Source organism: Curtobacterium sp. ZW137 (assembly GCF_003762905.1).
In the GTDB taxonomy this organism is placed as follows: Bacteria; Actinomycetota; Actinomycetes; order Actinomycetales; family Microbacteriaceae; genus Curtobacterium.
In genome coordinates, this window is the sequence record NZ_RJKS01000002.1 from 53,813 (window position 1) to 69,153 (window position 15,341).

Annotated in this window: 15 protein-coding genes and 1 tRNA gene; 2 read left to right on the forward strand and 14 right to left on the reverse strand. The window is 71.5% G+C overall.

From position 1 onward, the window contains the following. Positions 1-22: 22 nt before the first annotated feature. The 12 genes from EDF55_RS05400 to rplU form a co-directional block, all read right to left on the reverse strand. Positions 23-1,552 (reverse strand): anthranilate synthase component I family protein, encoded by a 1,530-nt coding sequence (locus EDF55_RS05400; RefSeq protein WP_185017168.1) that lies wholly within the window; start codon positions 1,550-1,552, stop codon positions 23-25. After that, entirely contained in the window at positions 1,531-2,451 is a 921-nt protein-coding gene (locus EDF55_RS05405) for an aldose 1-epimerase family protein (RefSeq protein ID WP_123653942.1), read from the reverse strand. Before EDF55_RS05405 ends, EDF55_RS05400 begins: the two co-directional genes overlap by 22 nt. A gap of 80 nt (positions 2,452-2,531) precedes the next feature. After that, positions 2,532-2,607 (reverse strand) — tRNA-Ala (locus EDF55_RS05410). Positions 2,608-2,715: 108 nt separating this feature from the next. Beyond that, positions 2,716-3,105: a ribosome silencing factor gene (rsfS, locus tag EDF55_RS05415; protein ID WP_123653943.1), complete on the reverse strand. Its 390-nt coding sequence runs from the start codon at positions 3,103-3,105 to the stop codon at positions 2,716-2,718. Positions 3,106-3,221: 116 nt separating this feature from the next. Continuing rightward, complete coding sequence (locus EDF55_RS05420; protein ID WP_123653944.1) at positions 3,222-4,787, reverse strand: hypothetical protein; 1,566 nt, start codon at positions 4,785-4,787, stop codon at positions 3,222-3,224. Then, positions 4,784-5,383 (reverse strand): nicotinate-nucleotide adenylyltransferase, encoded by a 600-nt coding sequence (nadD, locus tag EDF55_RS05425; RefSeq protein WP_123653945.1) that lies wholly within the window; start codon positions 5,381-5,383, stop codon positions 4,784-4,786. Before nadD ends, EDF55_RS05420 begins: the two co-directional genes overlap by 4 nt. Before the next feature lie 11 nt (positions 5,384-5,394). After that, positions 5,395-5,595: a hypothetical protein gene (locus EDF55_RS05430; RefSeq protein ID WP_123653946.1), complete on the reverse strand. Its 201-nt coding sequence runs from the start codon at positions 5,593-5,595 to the stop codon at positions 5,395-5,397. Between the two features lie 41 nt (positions 5,596-5,636). Further along, positions 5,637-6,902, reverse strand: a complete 1,266-nt coding sequence (locus EDF55_RS05435; protein WP_123653947.1) for a glutamate-5-semialdehyde dehydrogenase — start codon at positions 6,900-6,902, stop codon at positions 5,637-5,639. A 49-nt stretch (positions 6,903-6,951) separates the two neighbouring features. Next, on the reverse strand, positions 6,952-7,770 hold the full coding sequence (proB, locus tag EDF55_RS05440) for a glutamate 5-kinase (protein ID WP_123653948.1): 819 nt from the start codon (positions 7,768-7,770) through the stop codon (positions 6,952-6,954). Positions 7,771-7,777: 7 nt separating this feature from the next. Next, positions 7,778-9,337 carry a GTPase ObgE gene (gene obgE, locus EDF55_RS05445; protein ID WP_123653949.1) on the reverse strand — a complete coding sequence of 520 codons (1,560 nt, stop codon included), beginning with the start codon at positions 9,335-9,337 and terminating at the stop codon, positions 7,778-7,780. A gap of 86 nt (positions 9,338-9,423) precedes the next feature. Further along, positions 9,424-9,675, reverse strand: a complete 252-nt coding sequence (gene rpmA / locus EDF55_RS05450) for a 50S ribosomal protein L27 (protein ID WP_071298800.1) — start codon at positions 9,673-9,675, stop codon at positions 9,424-9,426. 14 nt (positions 9,676-9,689) lie between these two features. Further along, positions 9,690-9,998, reverse strand: coding sequence for a 50S ribosomal protein L21 (gene rplU / locus EDF55_RS05455; RefSeq protein WP_123653950.1), 309 nt, complete (start codon positions 9,996-9,998; stop codon positions 9,690-9,692). A gap of 190 nt (positions 9,999-10,188) precedes the next feature. On the opposite strand from rplU, the gene EDF55_RS05460 reads away from it, so the two are divergent. Beyond that, a complete protein-coding gene (locus EDF55_RS05460; protein WP_123653951.1) occupies positions 10,189-10,461 on the forward strand; it encodes a DUF4031 domain-containing protein in 273 nt (90 codons plus the stop codon). A gap of 122 nt (positions 10,462-10,583) precedes the next feature. Here the strand turns inward: EDF55_RS05460 and EDF55_RS05465 are convergent, their stop codons facing one another. Beyond that, positions 10,584-11,444, reverse strand: a complete 861-nt coding sequence (locus EDF55_RS05465; RefSeq protein WP_123653952.1) for a hypothetical protein — start codon at positions 11,442-11,444, stop codon at positions 10,584-10,586. Between the two features lie 2 nt (positions 11,445-11,446). Further along, positions 11,447-14,374 carry an Rne/Rng family ribonuclease gene (locus EDF55_RS05470; RefSeq protein WP_123653953.1) on the reverse strand — a complete coding sequence of 976 codons (2,928 nt, stop codon included), beginning with the start codon at positions 14,372-14,374 and terminating at the stop codon, positions 11,447-11,449. Positions 14,375-14,710: 336 nt separating this feature from the next. On the opposite strand from EDF55_RS05470, the gene EDF55_RS05475 reads away from it, so the two are divergent. After that, entirely contained in the window at positions 14,711-15,310 is a 600-nt protein-coding gene (locus EDF55_RS05475) for a vitamin K epoxide reductase family protein (protein WP_243698419.1), read from the forward strand. The last annotated feature ends 31 nt before the right edge of the window (positions 15,311-15,341 follow it).

Here is a 15,341-nt window from a genome sequence, read left to right on the forward strand (position 1 = left end):
GAACACCCGTTCGATCCACAGGTCACCAGCGGGCGACGGCCCCCAGACTGCCGAGCACCGAGCGCGTCTTCGTCTCGACCTCGGTCGCCTCGTCCGCCGGCACCGACGACCACGTCACGGCCCCACCGGCCCCGAGCGTCCGCGACCGCACCACGGCACCAGCACCAGCACCAGCACCAGCATCGGGCCCGACCACCGTCACCAGTGTGCGGATCACCACCGACAGATCGACCGCCCCGCTCGCCGAGAAGTACCCGATCACCCCCGAGTAGACCCCGCGCGGTGCCCCCTCGAGCCGGTCCGCGATCGCCATCGCACTGATCTTCGGCGCTCCCGTCATCGATCCCGGCGGGAACGCCGCCCGCACGACGTCGGCACGGGAGACCCCCGGCGGCAGCGACGCACCGATCGTCGACACCATCTGGTGCACGCTCGCGTAGGTCTCCACGTCGCACAGCCGATCGACGTGCACCGAACCGGGCACCGCCGTCCGGAGCAGGTCGTTCCGCAGCAGGTCGACGATCATCACGTTCTCCGCGCGGTCCTTGACGCTCGCCGCGAGCTCGTCCCGCACCGCCGCGTCAGCCGCAGCGTCGGCGAGTCGTCGTCTGGTCCCCTTGATCGGTTCGGCGAGGACGGACCCGTCCGCGTCGATCCGCAGGAACCGCTCCGGCGACCGGCTCGCCACGCGGAGCGGTCCGAGCCGCAGGTACGCACCGAACGGGACGGGGTCCGTCGCGCGCATCCGCAGGTACTCGTCGAGCTGCGGGTCCGCACCGGGGCCGACCCGAGCCTCCCGTCCGGTGCCGGGGAGGGCGAAGGCGGTGGTGAGGCAGACCTGGAACGCGTTGCCGTCGCGGATCTCCGCACGGCACGCGTCGACCGCGGACTCGTGGGCGGCTCGCGTGACGCGTCCGGTCGCCTCCACGCCGGACGGGAGGCTCGGGGACACGTCGCGGACGTCGGTGGCCGCTGCCAGGGTGGCCACCGAGTCGAGCCACGCCCGGTTCGCGGACGACGCGTCCGGTTCCGTGTCCACCACGAGCGCCAGCGCCCACGCCGCCCCGTCGTCACGGACAACGACGGCCCGGTCGACGAACCGCAGGTCGGCGTCCGCGTGGCCGTCGGCGGTCCGGTCGGGGCCGCCGGATTCCCGACCGAGTTCGTACCCGAGGAACCCGACCCAGCCGAGTGCGAACCCGAGCCCCTCGATCGGCCCGTCCAGTGCCGGGGTGGCGGCGAGGAGCTCGGCGAGCACGGCGAAGGCCGATTCGTCCGCAGCACGGCTCGCGCCAAACCATGCCCGTGCGGGCATGGACACGTCCACGACGGCGCGCCGGTCCTCGTGCCGGAACCGGGCCGCGAACGGACCGTCGCACGGTGTGAGGATCGACCACCGGGCCCGCGCGTGCGCAGCCGACGGAGCACCGTGCGGCACGGCCGAGTCGAGCCAGACGAACTCGTCCCGTTGCGCTCGTGCGAGCCGGCGCAGGTCGATCCCGTCCAGCCGGCGGGACTCGATCCGCGGGGTCAGACCGCCTGGATCGTCCACGATGCGGGGAACGAGGCACCCGGGTCGAGCACGACGAGCCCACGCTCGGCACCCGCGTTGAAGGCGTCGGGGGCGCACGTCATCGGCTCGACCGCGAGCCCGGCACGGTGGTACTCCGGCACGACGTGGTCGGCGGTGTGGACCTGAGCCCATGCGCACTCGTCGCCGAAGACCATCCGGACACCGTGACCGTCGGCCGCGGTGAGGGTGATCGACGCGGTGCCGTCCGCGCGGTCGAAGCCGGTGAACGCGTGGTCGATGAACCGCGTGCCGATCAGCGTCGGCGTGCGGAGGTCGAACTCGTCGTGCACGGGCACGAGCGCCGTGGGGATCAGCCGGTCCTCGGTGACCTCGAGCACCTCGGCCGCAGGCAGGGTCAGCGTCCAGTCGTCCACGGTCCCGGCGCCGGCGGAGAGGTACGGGTGCGGGCCGGTCCCCCACGGAGCCGGCCGGTCCCCGGTGTTCGTGCCGGTGACCGTCGTGTGCAGCCCCTGCTCGTCGACGCGGTACTCCACGCGCACGACCACACGGAACGGGTATCCCTCCTGCGCCGCGATCGTCGTCGTCAGGACGACACGGTCCGGCGCGACGGACTCGACGTCGAAGTCGGTCCAGCCGACGAGCCCGTGCAGGGCGTGGGAGCGCTTCGGTTCGGTGAGCGCGAGCTCGTGGTCCTGGCCGTCGAACGTGTAGCGACCGTCGACGACGCGGTTCGGCCACGGGGCGAGGACGGCGCCGCGGAACACCGGGCGGACCTCGTCGGCGGCGAACGGCACCACGAGGTCACGGTCCTGGTGCTGCAGGCTCCGGAGCGTGGCCCCGACGGTCGCGATCTCGGCCGTGTAGCCGGCCGCGGCGATGGTCAGTTGCGTTCCGGACAGCGGGGCGTCGTTGCTCATGCGCTCAGCGTAGCGAACCGCTCGAATCGATCGGCGGACACGGAAAAGCCCCGCCCTTCCGGAGAAGAGCGGGGCTTCGTTGGTGGATCTGAGGGGACTCGAACCCCTGACCCCCTGCATGCCATGCAGGTGCGCTACCAGCTGCGCCACAGACCCAAGTCGTTGCTGCTTTCGCGACTCCGGCTTCCCGGAGGCACCATAGAAGCGTACACCATCGCCGACCCGGGGAACGAAATCGAACCCGCACCCCGGGCGCGTCGGGGCTTACGCCGAGTGCTCGGCTGCGGACGCGGCAGCAGCGACGTCGAGCGGGATGGTCGGGCAGTCCGACCAGAGGCGCTCGAGCGAGTAGTACTGGCGGTCTTCTTCGTGGAAGACGTGCACGACGACATCACCGAAGTCGATGAGGACCCAGCGGCCTTCGCTCCGACCTTCGCGACGGAGGGTCTTCGCGCCCGCCTGGAGCATGCGGTCCTCGACCTCGTCGGCGATGGCCATCACGTTGCGCTCGTTGCGCCCCGTGGCGAGCAGGAACACGTCGGTGAGCTGCAGGGGGCCGGTCACGTCGAGGGCGACGAGGTCTTCGGCCTGCTTGGCGTCGGCCGCACCAGCGGCGACCTGCACGAGTTCCAGTGCGCGTGTGGAGGCGGTCACGGAGTCCTTCCGGTTGTCATCCAGCACGGTGCCGGATCGGACACGATCATAAGCCACGCCACCGACGGCGGCGAGGGCGGGGCGCGACGGGGAGTCGGCCCCTCGGGAGAGCGGGGTCAGCCGCCGAAGAAGTTCGTCGACACCAGGGCGACGACGATCACGGCGGCCGCGGCGACGCAGACGCTGCCGACGGTCACGGCGAGCACGACCGGCACACGCGATTCCTTCGGCTTCGCGGCGGCGAGCACCACCTGCCGGGTCGAGGTGTGGCTCGACACGGCACGACTGGCACGCACGGGGCTGGCGTCGGTCTCGGGCTGCTCGTCGTGCTGCTCGAGGAGGCGGTCGACCTCGGCGCCGTCGATCGGCCGGTGCGAGCCGGTCGAGGACAGCGAGGCGGGCAGGTCGATCGATCCGGTGAGGATGACCTCGCCGGTGGCGTTCAGCGCGCCCGTGGGGTCGGCCAGGGCGGAGTTCGGCAGGATGATCGCGTTCGTCCGGGTCTCGGCGATCCGGCGCGTGCCGGTCTCCTCGTCGTGGACCTCGGTGTCGTGCGAGTCGTGCGCCTGCGTGGACCAGTGCCCCACCGGCGGTTCGAAGGCGGTCGTCAGCGGCTTCGGCTCGGGCGTGCGGCGGAACGCGACACCGGGAGCGTCGTCCGCCGGCTGCGGGGCGCTCTGGACGGGGACCTCGTTGGTGTCGTCGTCCTCGGCGTCGAGCGAGAGCGGGAACACCCCGGGGGTGGCTGCGGCGGCGGCGGTCGGAGCCGGCGGGACCGTGGCGATCGGCGCAGCGTCAGCGGGCGCTGCGTCGACCGGCGCTGCGTCGGCAGGCGCTGCGTCGGCCGGCGCTGCGTCGGCCGGTGCGGCATCGTTCGTCGCAGGTTCTGCAACGGGGGTCGGCTGCTCGACGGCGGCCTGGTCGTCTGCGGACTGGGGCGCCCACGTCGAACGGTGCCGGCGCGGTTCCTCGGCGTGCGCGGCTGCTTCCTCGAGCGGCTCGAGCGCATCCGGTGACCCGTCGGCGGAGGTCGCCTGTTCCACCGCGGCGTCGTCGAGCCGCGTGGTCTCGGGGGTGGGTTCCTGCCAGTCCGACGGCGCGGCGTGCGGCTCGGGAGCGGACACCGGCGCACCGGATGCGGGCGACCCGACCGATGCGGCAGCGGGCCCGGCAGCAGGCGCAGGCGCGGGCGCGCTCGGACCGGCGAACCCGGACGGGGCGGTCGGCGGGGTGGTCTGCTCGTCGTCGTCCTCCAGCGACGCGACGGTCCCGAGGACGTCCTGCACGGTGCGGTCCGAGGACTGCGGCGTGGGGTTCTGGAGCGGGACCGGTCGGACACCCTGCCCCTCGGCCTCGCGCATCTGCCGGATCTGGCGACGGGTGAGTCCACCGGTGCCCGGGACGATCTCGGTCGCGGATGCCGGCGGCTGCTCGGGCACACCACCGGCGGGGAACTGCACCGGCACGGACCCGGGCGCGGATGCGATCGGCGCAGCGGACTGCGCCGGCGCGGGTGCAGCCGGCGCGACGTGCGAACCGGGTCGGCGACGAGCGCCGGGCTCCGGGGTGGTGGAGGGGACGGTCGGCGGCGGGGTCACGGGCTGCGCGCCGCCCGAGGCGGCGCGCTCGCGCTCGCGCGCCTGACGCCGCGACAGTGGCGGCTGCGCGTCGGACGGACTCATGCAACGCTCCGATACAGATGGTGCTTGGTGATGTACTGGACGACACCGTCGGGGACCAAGTACCACACGGGATTCCCGCGTTTCACCCGGTCGCGGCAGTCGGTCGACGATATGGCCAGCGCGGGGACTTCGAGCAAGCTTACGTCGCGCTCGGGCAATCCGGTGATGCTCAAGTTGTGCCCTGGGCGGGTCACGGCGACGAAGTGCGCGAGGTCCCAGAGGCCATCATGGTCTTTCCAGTCGACAATCTGCTGGACAGCGTCTGCGCCGGAGATGAAGACGAGCTGTGCGTCGGGGCGCTGGTCGTGCAGGTCCCGGAGCGTGTCCACCGTGTAGGTCGGGCCGGGACGGTCGATGTCCACGCGGCTGACGGTGAACATCGGGTTCGATGCGGTCGCGATGACCGTCATCAGGTAGCGGTGCTCCGCGTCGGTCACACCGGACTTCATGTACGGCTGTCCGGTGGGGACGAAGACCACTTCGTCGAGGTCGAACGACTTCGCGACTTCGGACGCGGCCACGAGGTGACCGTGGTGGATGGGGTCGAACGTCCCGCCCATCACACCGATGCGCGGTCGCCCCGAGCTCTCGAGCATCGAGCAGTGCGTCAGATCTTGGTGTGGCCGAACTCGTCCACACCGGTCTCGTGGGTGCGGGTGGCTTCGAACTTGTTCGAGTGGCGGTACGCGACGTCACGGAAGGACCACGTGACGAACCCGAGGAACGCGAAGAACGCGGCAGCCACGACCGGGAAGATGAACGCGGGGACCGACGAGGCGTGCTCGGCGGCTTCAGCGAGGAGGGTCATGGTGCGATGCTCCGATCGGTCGAGGAAGGCTGCGGACCAGTCTAGCCGCGGATCTGGCCCTGTCCGCGCACGACCCACTTCGTGCTGGTCAGTTCGGGCAGCCCCATCGGCCCCCTGGCGTGCAACTTCTGCGTGGAGATGCCGACCTCGGCGCCGAAGCCGAACTCGCCGCCGTCGGTGAAACGCGTCGACGCGTTCACCATCACGACCGCCGAGTCCACCGCGGCGAGGAACCGCTCCGCCGTGTCGACGTCGTTCGTGACGATGGACTCGGTGTGGTGCGTGGACCACTGCGCGATGTGCGCCATCGCGGCGTCGACGTCCGGCACGACGCGGATCGAGAGGTCGAGGTCCATCGACTCCGTGGCCCAGTCGACGTCCGTGGCCCGGAGCACGCCCGGCACGATCGCCCGGGTCTCGTCGTCCCCGCGGAGCGTCACGCCCGCGGCACGGAGCCGGGCGGCGAGCGTCGGGAGGAGCCGTTCGGCGGCGGACCGGTGCACCAACAGCGTCTCGAGGGCGTTGCACACGCTCGGGCGCTGCACCTTGCTGTTCAGCACGATGTCGACGGAGCGGTCGAGCGGCGCGGACTCGTCGAGGAAGACGTGCACGACGCCGGCGCCGGTCTCGATCACGGGGACCTGGGACTCGGTGACCACCGTCTGGATGAGCGACGCGCTGCCCCGCGGGATGAGCACGTCGACCAGCCCGCGGGCACGCATCAGTTCGGTCGCGCCCTGCCGCCCGAACTCGTCGATCGTCTGCACGACCGCCCGCGGGAGCCCGACGGACTCGACGGCGTCCTGCAGCCGGGCGACGAGCACCGCGTTCGTGCGCTCGGCAGCGGACCCGCCGCGGAGCACGACCGCGTTGCCGCTCTTCAGGGCGAGGCTGGCGATGTCCACCGTGACGTTCGGACGCGCTTCGTAGATCGCACCGACGACCCCGAACGGAACCCGGACCTGGGAGAGCTGCAGGCCGTTCGGCAGGACGGACCCGCGGACCGACTGCCCGACCGGGTCGGTGAGACCGACCACGTGCTCCACCGCGACCGCGAGCGCTTCGATCCGGGCGGGGTCGAGCCGCAGCCGGTCGAGCAGGCCACCGGAGAGCCCGCTGTCCTCACCGGCGACGAGGTCACCGTGGTTCGCGGCGACGATCTCGTCGGTCGCGGCCCGGACCGCTCGGGCGATGGCTCGGAGCGCGCTGTCCTTGACCGCGATGGTCGCCGTCGCGAGTGCGGCGGCCGCAGCGCGTGACGCGACGAGCTTGTCCGTGAGGGTCGGTGCGGGTGCGGTCAGCGACATGGCTCGATTGTAGGTCGGCCACCAGCACCGTGACGGTGCGCGACGCCCGTCAGGGGCGTGGGGCCGCGTGGAACCAGGTGCCGACGGGCTCGCCCGCCAGTGCCTGCTCCACGAGCGCGGTCGCCGTCACGAGGACCGACGTGCCCGCCTCCGCGGCGAGCCGGGCCGCGGCGACCTTCGTGCCGGCTCCCCCGGTGCCGACCCCGGACTTGCCCACCGATCCGAACGTGACCCCGGCGAGCTCGTCGCCGAACGGGACCTCGTCGATGCGGGTGGCCCCCGGCAGCTCCGGCGGCCGCGTGTACAGGGCTTCGACGTCGGAGAGCAGCACGAGCGCGTCGGCGCCGAGCAGCCGCGCCACCAGGGCCGCGAGCCGGTCGTTGTCGCCGAAGCGGATCTCGTGCGTGGCGACCGTGTCGTTCTCGTTGACGATCGGGAGCACCCGGAGCGCGAGCAGCCGGTCGATCGCCCGCTGCGCGTTCACCCGGTGCGTGGGGTTCTGCAGGTCCCCGGCGGTCAGCAGGATCTGCGCCGCGACGACGTCGTGCCGGTCGAGCTGCTGCTGGTACCGGAACATCAGGACGTTCTGCCCGGTGGCCGCAGCCGCCTGTTGGGTGGCGAGGTCGTCCGGGCGGCCCTCGAGCCCGAGGAACGGGAACCCGGTCGCGATCGCCCCCGAGGAGACGAGCACGACCTCGGTCCCCCGCCCGTACGCCGCGGCCAGGGCATCGACGAGGGCACCGATCTGCCCGGTGTTCTCCCCGCTGACCGACGAGGAACCGACCTTCACGACGATCCGGCGGGCGCGCGGGATGTCCGAGCGCTCCCGGACGGTGCCGAGCGCGGTGCGGTTCGTCGTGTCGGTCATGCCCGGATCAGTCCCTGCTGTCGCTGCCGTCGTCGCCGGCCGCGCTGCCGCTGGCCGCGCTGTCTCCGTCGTCCGCCCAGAGCCCGGAGACGCGCTCCTGCTCGAGCTCGGCACGTGCTGCGGCCTTGGCGTCCATCCGCTCGAAGTACTCCTCGCGGCGCTGGTTGCGGGTCGGGCGCATGTTCATGTCGACACGGGCATCCGTTCCGCGGGCGCTCGTGATGAGCTCCGCGGTGGACGTGAGCGTCGGCTCCCAGTCGAAGATCATGCCGCCGTCGCCGCCGATGACGACGGTCGACCCCGCGACGGCGCCGGCCTTGAACAGGCCGTCCTCGACGCCGAGCTTGGCGAGCCGGTCGGCGAGGTAGCCGATCGCCTCTTCGTTCTCGAAGTCGGTCTGCTGCACCCAGCGCTCCGGCTTCGACCCGCGGACGCGGTAGAAGCGGTGCTCCTCGCCGCCCTCGGCCTTGACCGTGAACCCGCCCTTGGCGTCGACGGCCTTCGGGCGGATGATGATGCGCTCGGCTGCGGGCTCGGACGCCTTCGCCGCGCGGGCCTGCTCGACGATGCCACCCAGCGCGAACGAGAGCTCGCGGAGGCCCTGGTGGGACGCGGTCGAGATCGCGAAGACGCGGTAGCCGCGGGCTTCGAGCTCGGGGGTGACGAACGCGGCGAGTTCCGCGGCGTCCGGGACGTCGATCTTGTTGAGCGCGATGAGCTGGGGGCGCTCGAGGAGCGGCACCTGCCCCTCCGGCACCGGGTACCGCTCGAGCTCGCGGAGCAGCACGTCGAGGTCGCTGATCGGGTCACGGCCCGGGTCGAGCGTGGCGCAGTCGATGACGTGCAGGAGCACCTCGCAGCGCTCGACGTGGCGGAGGAACTCGAGGCCGAGGCCCTTGCCCTCCGATGCGCCCTCGATCAGCCCGGGGACGTCGGCGACGGTGAAGCGCACCTCACCGGACTCGACGACGCCGAGGTTCGGGGTGAGGGTCGTGAACGGGTAGTCCGCGATCTTCGGCTTCGCGGCGGAGATCGCGGCGATGAGCGAGGACTTGCCGGCGCTCGGGTACCCGACGAGTGCGACGTCGGCGATGGTCTTCAGCTCGAGCCGGACGTCGCCGCCTTCGCCTTCGGTGCCGAGGAGCGCGAACCCGGGGGCCTTGCGCTTCGTGGTCGCGAGTGCGGCGTTGCCGAGACCACCCTGACCGCCCTGGGCCACGACGACGCGCATGCCGGGCTCGGTCATGTCGGCGAGCAGGTCGCCGTTGTCCTCGTACACCACGGTGCCGACGGGCACGGGCAGCTCGAGGACCTCACCGGAGACCCCGCTGCGCATGTCGCCCATGCCGGGCTGACCGTTCTTGCTGGAGCGGTGCGGCGACCGGTGGTAGCCGAGCAGGGTCGTGACCTGGGGGTCGGCGACGAGGACGATGTCCCCACCGTCACCGCCGTTGCCGCCGTCCGGGCCGGCAAGCGGCTTGAACTTCTCGCGACGAACGGACACGCAGCCGTTGCCGCCGTTCCCCGCGCTGAGGTGCAGGATCACGTCGTCGACGAACGTCGCCATCGGGTGTCACTCTTTCGTAGAAATGGGAAGGAGGGGCAGGCACTCGGCCTGCCCCTCCTCCTGAAGTACTGCGTCGTCAGTGGTGCTTACGCGTTGACGATGTTGATGACCTTGCGGCCACCCTTGGTGCCGAACTCGACCGAGCCGGCTGCGAGGGCGAACAGCGTGTCGTCGCCACCGCGACCGACGTTCGCGCCCGGGTGGAAGTGCGTGCCGCGCTGGCGGACGATGATCTCACCGGCGTTGACGACTTCGCCGCCGAACCGCTTCACGCCGAGGCGCTGTGCGTTCGAGTCGCGACCGTTGCGAGTGGAACTCGCACCCTTCTTGTGTGCCATTGTCTACTCCCGCCTTACGCGATCTTCGTGACCTTGACGCGCGTGAGTTCCGCGCGGAAGCCCTGGCGCTTCTTGTAACCGGTCTTGTTCTTGAACTTCTGGATGATGACCTTCTTGCCGCGGAGGTCCTCGAGCACCTCGGCGGTGACGGTCACCTTGGCCAGGTCGGTCGCGGCGGAGGTGATGTTGTCACCGTCCACGAGGAGCACGGGCGCGAGCTCGATGTTGCCCTTGTCATCGGCCTTGGCGCGATCGATGGTGATGATCGTGCCGACCTCGACCTTCTCCTGACGGCCGCCGGCGCGCACTACTGCGTAAACCACGTGGAAATCCTTACGTAACTCTGCTTGAGGGAAGTCTCGGGTGCCCAGGCGCGATCTGGCCGGTGGGAACCGGTGATCGGCGACACAGGCAGCAGGGCCGATTGACCAGACCGCACAGTGACACCAGGGATCGAGAATACTCGATGGGCATGGGTCCGGTCAAACGGCGACACGCACGTAGCATGTCTGAGTGACCGTGTTGATCGACCCGCCGACGTGGCCCGCACACGAAACCGTGTGGTCGCACCTCGTCAGTGACCTATCGTACGCGGAACTCCACGACTTCGCGGCACGTGCCGGTGTGCCACGCCGTGCGTTCGACCACGACCACTACGACGTGCCCCTCGCGCGCTACGAGGAACTCGTGTCGCTGGGGGCCACGCCGGTCACCGGGCGCGAGCTGGTCCTGCGGCTCATCGCCAGTGGGCTGCGGGTCGCGCAGCGCGACAAGCGCGGGCACTGACGGCGCGCGCACTGACGACGCGCGCACTGACGACCGGCCTGGAGGCGCGGCTCGGCCCCGGCTCGCGGGTGCGGGCCGGGAGACGGCGGGTCGACCGCCGCGCTCCGGCCCCCGCGGTGCGCTCAGCGCGCGGCCGGCGGTCCCCACGGGTTCGCGGGCGGCGCGGACTGCTGCGGCGCCTGGGGTGCCTGCTGCTGCTGCGTCTGCTGCTGCGCCTGCTGCTGCTGCGGGGGCGCGAAGCTCGTCGCAGGCACCGCGTCCGCCGGACGGACCGTGCCCGGGGTGCCGGGAGCGCCGGCGCCGGGACGACCACCACGAGGGCGGCCGAGCCACAGCCACGCCACGGTGGCCGTCGCGAGGAGCATCACGGTCAGCGGGATGCCGCGCTGCACCGGGGAGGTGAGGACGTCGATGACGAGCCGCTTCGGCCCGGACCCGATCGCCCCGTACGCCCCCGTGAAGACCCCCACGAGCGCCAGCGCGACGGTCCCCGCGGCACCGCCGAGCACGGCGCGGAGCAGCACGACGGGCAGTGGGCTGCGTCGGGTGATCGGCGTCAGGAAGGCCAGCCCGAGGAAGGCACCCGCGTAGAACGGGAAGGGGCTGAGGAACACCGCGGTCGCGAAGCCGAGCACCACGCTCTGGCCGCCGTAGGACCCGAACGGCCCGATGTACAGGCTCGTCCCGATCATCCCGACGAGCCCGGAGGCGGCCTGGACCGCCAGGACCGCGACGACGGCGATCGCCGCACCGGCAGCGGCGGATGCCGAGGCTCCCGGCGCGAACACCGTGGTCGGGCTCCCCGGCGCACGCGGCGTGCGGGGCGGCCGCGGGGGTGCGTACGGCCCGGTGCCGTACCCACCACCCTGCGGCTGCTGTGCGGGCGGCTGCTGCGCGGGCGGCTGCTGCGCGGGCGGCTGCTGCTGCCACCCGGCGCCGTAGTACCCCCGGCCGTCCCCCGGACGCTGCCCCGGACCGCTCACGCTCAGTTCCCCAGGATCACGGGGCCGTCGTCGGTCGGGGTCTCCCCCGAGGTCGCCGGAGCGCTGATGCTGCCGGACGACACCCGACGCGAGCGTGCTCGGCCCTGACCGGGCTGCTTGGGCTCCGGGAGCGCCTGCAGCACCGAGTCGAGGAGCGAGTCGGCGTCGGGCGCCTTGCGGGGCTCGCGCTTCGTCACCGCGACGGGGATGTCGAGGATCGCGACGGTGGTGTCGGTCGGGGTGACCGGCGCCGAGGACGAGACACGACGGCGCGTCGGCGCGGCCGGGGCCGTGGCCTCGGGCGCGACCGCCGGCGCAGCGGCAGCAGCCGGCGCGGCGGCCGGAGCAGCAGTGGCCGGGGCAGCAGCAGGCGCGGCAGCCGGTGCGGACACCGTCAGGATGCCGTCGTCGGTCGTCGGGGCGGACTGCTCGGAGCTCGCACGGCCACCACGACGGCGGCGGCGCTTCGACCCACCGGAGGACTCCCCCTGCGGCTCGGACGCCTCGGGCGACGACGAGGAGGGCGCTGACACCGGGGACTCGACCGTGGCCGGGGACGAGGGCGCCGAAGCGGCGGCCTCTTCCTCGTGCGCGAGGGTGGAGGCGGCGATCCGGGACAGCGCGTTCTTCACGTCGTCCGTGATCTGGTGCGCCTGCGCCGACTTCGACTCGCCACCGTTGTGGCCGCCGGCCCCGGACCCGCCGTTGCCGCGCGAGCCGTTCCCGTTGGAGCCGTTCCCGTTCCCGTTCCCGTTCCCGTTCCCGTTGGAACCGTTGCCGTTCGACCCGTTGTCGGACCCGTTGCCACGACCCTTGCGGCGACCCTTCGAGGGGCCGGGGTCCGCGTTGTTGTCGTTGACCTTGGCGTTGACCTCGTCGAGCGACTCGCGGAGCCCGACGCCGATCTTCTTGCGGGTCATCTGCACGAGGCCGAGCGAGGTGACCTCGGCGACCTGGTGCTTGGTGCGGTCGCGGCTGAGGCACTCGACGAGACGACGGAGCACGAGGTCCCGGTTCGTCTCGAGCACCATGTCGATGAAGTCGACGACGATGATGCCGCCGATGTCGCGCAGGCGGAGCTGGCGGACGATCTCCTCGGCGGCCTCGAGGTTGTTCTTCGTGACGGTCTCCTCGAGGTTGCCCCCGGAGCCGACGAACTTGCCCGTGTTGACGTCGATGACCGTCATGGCCTCGGTGCGGTCGATGACGAGCGAACCGCCGGAGGGCAGCCAGACCTTGCGGTCGAGCGCCTTCTCGATCTGCTCGTTGAGGCGGTACTCCTCGAAGGAGTCCGGGCCGTCGTACAGCTCGACGCGGTCCTTGAGGTCCGGCGCCACGGCGGTGAGGTACTCGTCGATGGTCTCGCGTGCGGCGTCGCCGTCGATGATCAGCTTCGTGAAGTCCTCGTTGAAGACGTCGCGCACGATCTTGACGAGCAGGTCCGGCTCCGAGTGGAGCATGACCGGCGCGTGACCGTTCTCGACCTTCTTCTGGATGGCTTCCCACTGCGCGGTGAGGCGCTGGACGTCGCGGGTGAGCTGCTCCTCGGTCGCACCCTCGGCAGCGGTGCGGACGATCACGCCCGCGTGCTCCGGCAGCACTTCCTTGAGGATCTTCTTCAGGCGGGCACGCTCGGTGTCCGGGAGCTTCCGTGAGATGCCGTTCATCGAGCCGTTCGGCACGTACACCAGGTACCGGCCGGGCAGCGAGACCTGGCTGGTCAGCCGGGCGCCCTTGTGGCCGACCGGGTCCTTCGTGACCTGCACGAGGACCTTGTCACCCGGCTTCAGCGCGGCTTCGATGCGACGACCGTGGTTGCCGGTCTCGACGGAGTTCCAGTCGACCTCACCGGCGTAGAGCACGGCGTTCCGGCCGCGGCCGATGTCGACGAACGCGGCTTCCATCGACGGCAGGACGTTCTGCACCTTGCCGAGGTAGACGTTGCCGATGAGCGAGACGTTGTGCGACTTGGTGACGTAGTGCTCGGCGAGGACGTTGTCCTCGATGACACCGATCTCGATCTTCTGCGCGCTCGAGCGGACGATCATCTGGCGGTCGACGCTCTCGCGGCGGGCGAGGAACTCGTCCTCGGTCACGACCTGGCGCCGGCGCCCGGCATCGCGGCCGTCACGGCGGCGCTGCTTCTTCGCCTCGAGGCGGGTGGAGCCCTTGATGCGCTGCGGCTCGGTGATGAGCTCGACCTCGCGGCGGCGCGGCTCCTGGTGGTCACGGGGCTCGCGGTGGTCGCGCGGTTCGCGGTCGGCGCTCGAGCCACGACGGCGGGTCCGGCGACGGCTGCCGCCCTGGACGTCGTCGTCCTCGTCGTCCCAGCGGTCGTCGCGCTCTGGGCGGGCGGCGCGGGTGGGCAGCTCCGGCAGGACCGGCGCGTGGAAGATCAGGCTGAGCGTCGAGGTCGCCTTCGGCGTTTCCGGCTCGGGCGCCGCGGGCGTCTCGTCCGGCTGCTCGGCGACCTCGGCCTCGGCCTCGGTGTCCTGCGCGGCGGACTCGGCGACGGCGGTCGCCTCGGCAGCAGCGGCGGCGCCGGCATCAGCGGCACCGGCGTCATCGGGCTCGGCCTCACCGGGCTCGGCGACGACCGGCAAGTCACCGGTCAGCGTGCTGACGTCGCTCGGCGCGTCCGTCGTGGCGGTCGCGACCGAGACCTCGACGGAGACCGTCGCGTCGGTCGCGGTGCCGTCCTCGACCGGACGGGAGGCACTGCTCGCCTCGGGCGTCGAGGTCTGGTCGGTCTGCGCGACCGTCTCGGTGCCCTGGTCGGTGACCGTCTCGACCGCGTCGGTCGACTCGGTCGACCCGCCACGGGCCTCCTGGCCGGACCGGGCGCGGCGACCGCCGAACAGGCGGCCCCGTCGTTTCGGTGCGGCGTCGTCGTGGTTGTTCGTTCCGTTGTTCTCGTTCTGCTCCACCATGGACTGGTGCACTCCTCGGCCCCGCTCCCACCCCGAGGGGCGGCGGGAATTCTGTAGTTGTGGCGGGCGGCGGCGACGCCACCCACACTCGCTGGTCAGTGACCGTCCGGCGTCGACATCTTGTGCGGTCCGCGCTCGTTCCGTGCGGAGCACCCGGCCCCGCTCGGCTCGGCGTCGGAGTGACGCGTCGTCCGGTCACGGCACGCTCTCACCGTGCCTGATCGTCCGGGCTGGTGCCCGGAAAGCTCTCGTCGTCGGGTGGATCTCCCACCCGACCCTGTGATTATCGCACGCGACGCCCGGGAAGGCGCGGAGCCGTCGTGTCATGATGACGCTGTGAGTACGACTGCACCAGCCACCCGTCGCCCGGTCGCCATCGCGGTCCTGCTGCTCGTGACCGGCGCGGTCGCCCTGTACGCGGCGTTCCGGCTGGTGCTCGACGAGTTCGAGAAGTACGCGAACCCGGACGCGGTCCTCAGTTGTGACGCCAGTCCGTTCATCAGTTGCTCGGACGTGATGGCGAGCTCGCAGGGGCACCTGTTCGGCTTCCCGAACCCGCTGCTCGGGCTGATGGGCTTCGTCGCCCCGATCGCCGTCGGGGTGGTCCTGCTCGCGGGGTTCCGCGGGACGCGGTGGTTCTGGATCGTGTTCAACGCGGGCGTGTTCCTGGCCTGGGTGTTCGTCACGTGGCTCTTCACGCAGACCGTCTGGTCAATCGGCGCACTCTGCCCCTGGTGCATGCTCGTCTGGGCGATGACGATCCCGATGTTCTGGGTCTTCACGGTCTGGAACATGTCCCGCGGCACGTTCGGTGCCCGCGGTCAGCGCATCGGGAAGGCGCTGCTGCCGTTCTGCTGGGCGATCCCGCTCGCGAACTACCTGGTCATCGTGGTGGTCGTCCTGATCATGTTCCCGACGGTGCTGACCTCGCTCTGAGCCGCCCGGATTCGGTGACACGTCACCTGAT

Coding starts and splice junctions, on each gene's coding strand:
- EDF55_RS05405 (WP_123653942.1), bottom strand. CDS start 2,451: ATGAGCAACGACGCCCCGCTGTCCGGAACGCAACTGACCATCGCCGCG.
- EDF55_RS05420 (WP_123653944.1), bottom strand. CDS start 4,787: ATGAGTCCGTCCGACGCGCAGCCGCCACTGTCGCGGCGTCAGGCGCGC.
- nadD (WP_123653945.1), bottom strand. CDS start 5,383: ATGCTCGAGAGCTCGGGGCGACCGCGCATCGGTGTGATGGGCGGGACG.
- EDF55_RS05430 (WP_123653946.1), bottom strand. CDS start 5,595: ATGACCCTCCTCGCTGAAGCCGCCGAGCACGCCTCGTCGGTCCCCGCG.
- EDF55_RS05435 (WP_123653947.1), bottom strand. CDS start 6,902: ATGTCGCTGACCGCACCCGCACCGACCCTCACGGACAAGCTCGTCGCG.
- proB (WP_123653948.1), bottom strand. CDS start 7,770: ATGACCGACACGACGAACCGCACCGCGCTCGGCACCGTCCGGGAGCGC.
- obgE (WP_123653949.1), bottom strand. CDS start 9,337: ATGGCGACGTTCGTCGACGACGTGATCCTGCACCTCAGCGCGGGGAAC.
- rpmA (WP_071298800.1), bottom strand. CDS start 9,675: ATGGCACACAAGAAGGGTGCGAGTTCCACTCGCAACGGTCGCGACTCG.
- EDF55_RS05470 (WP_123653953.1), bottom strand. CDS start 14,374: ATGGTGGAGCAGAACGAGAACAACGGAACGAACAACCACGACGACGCC.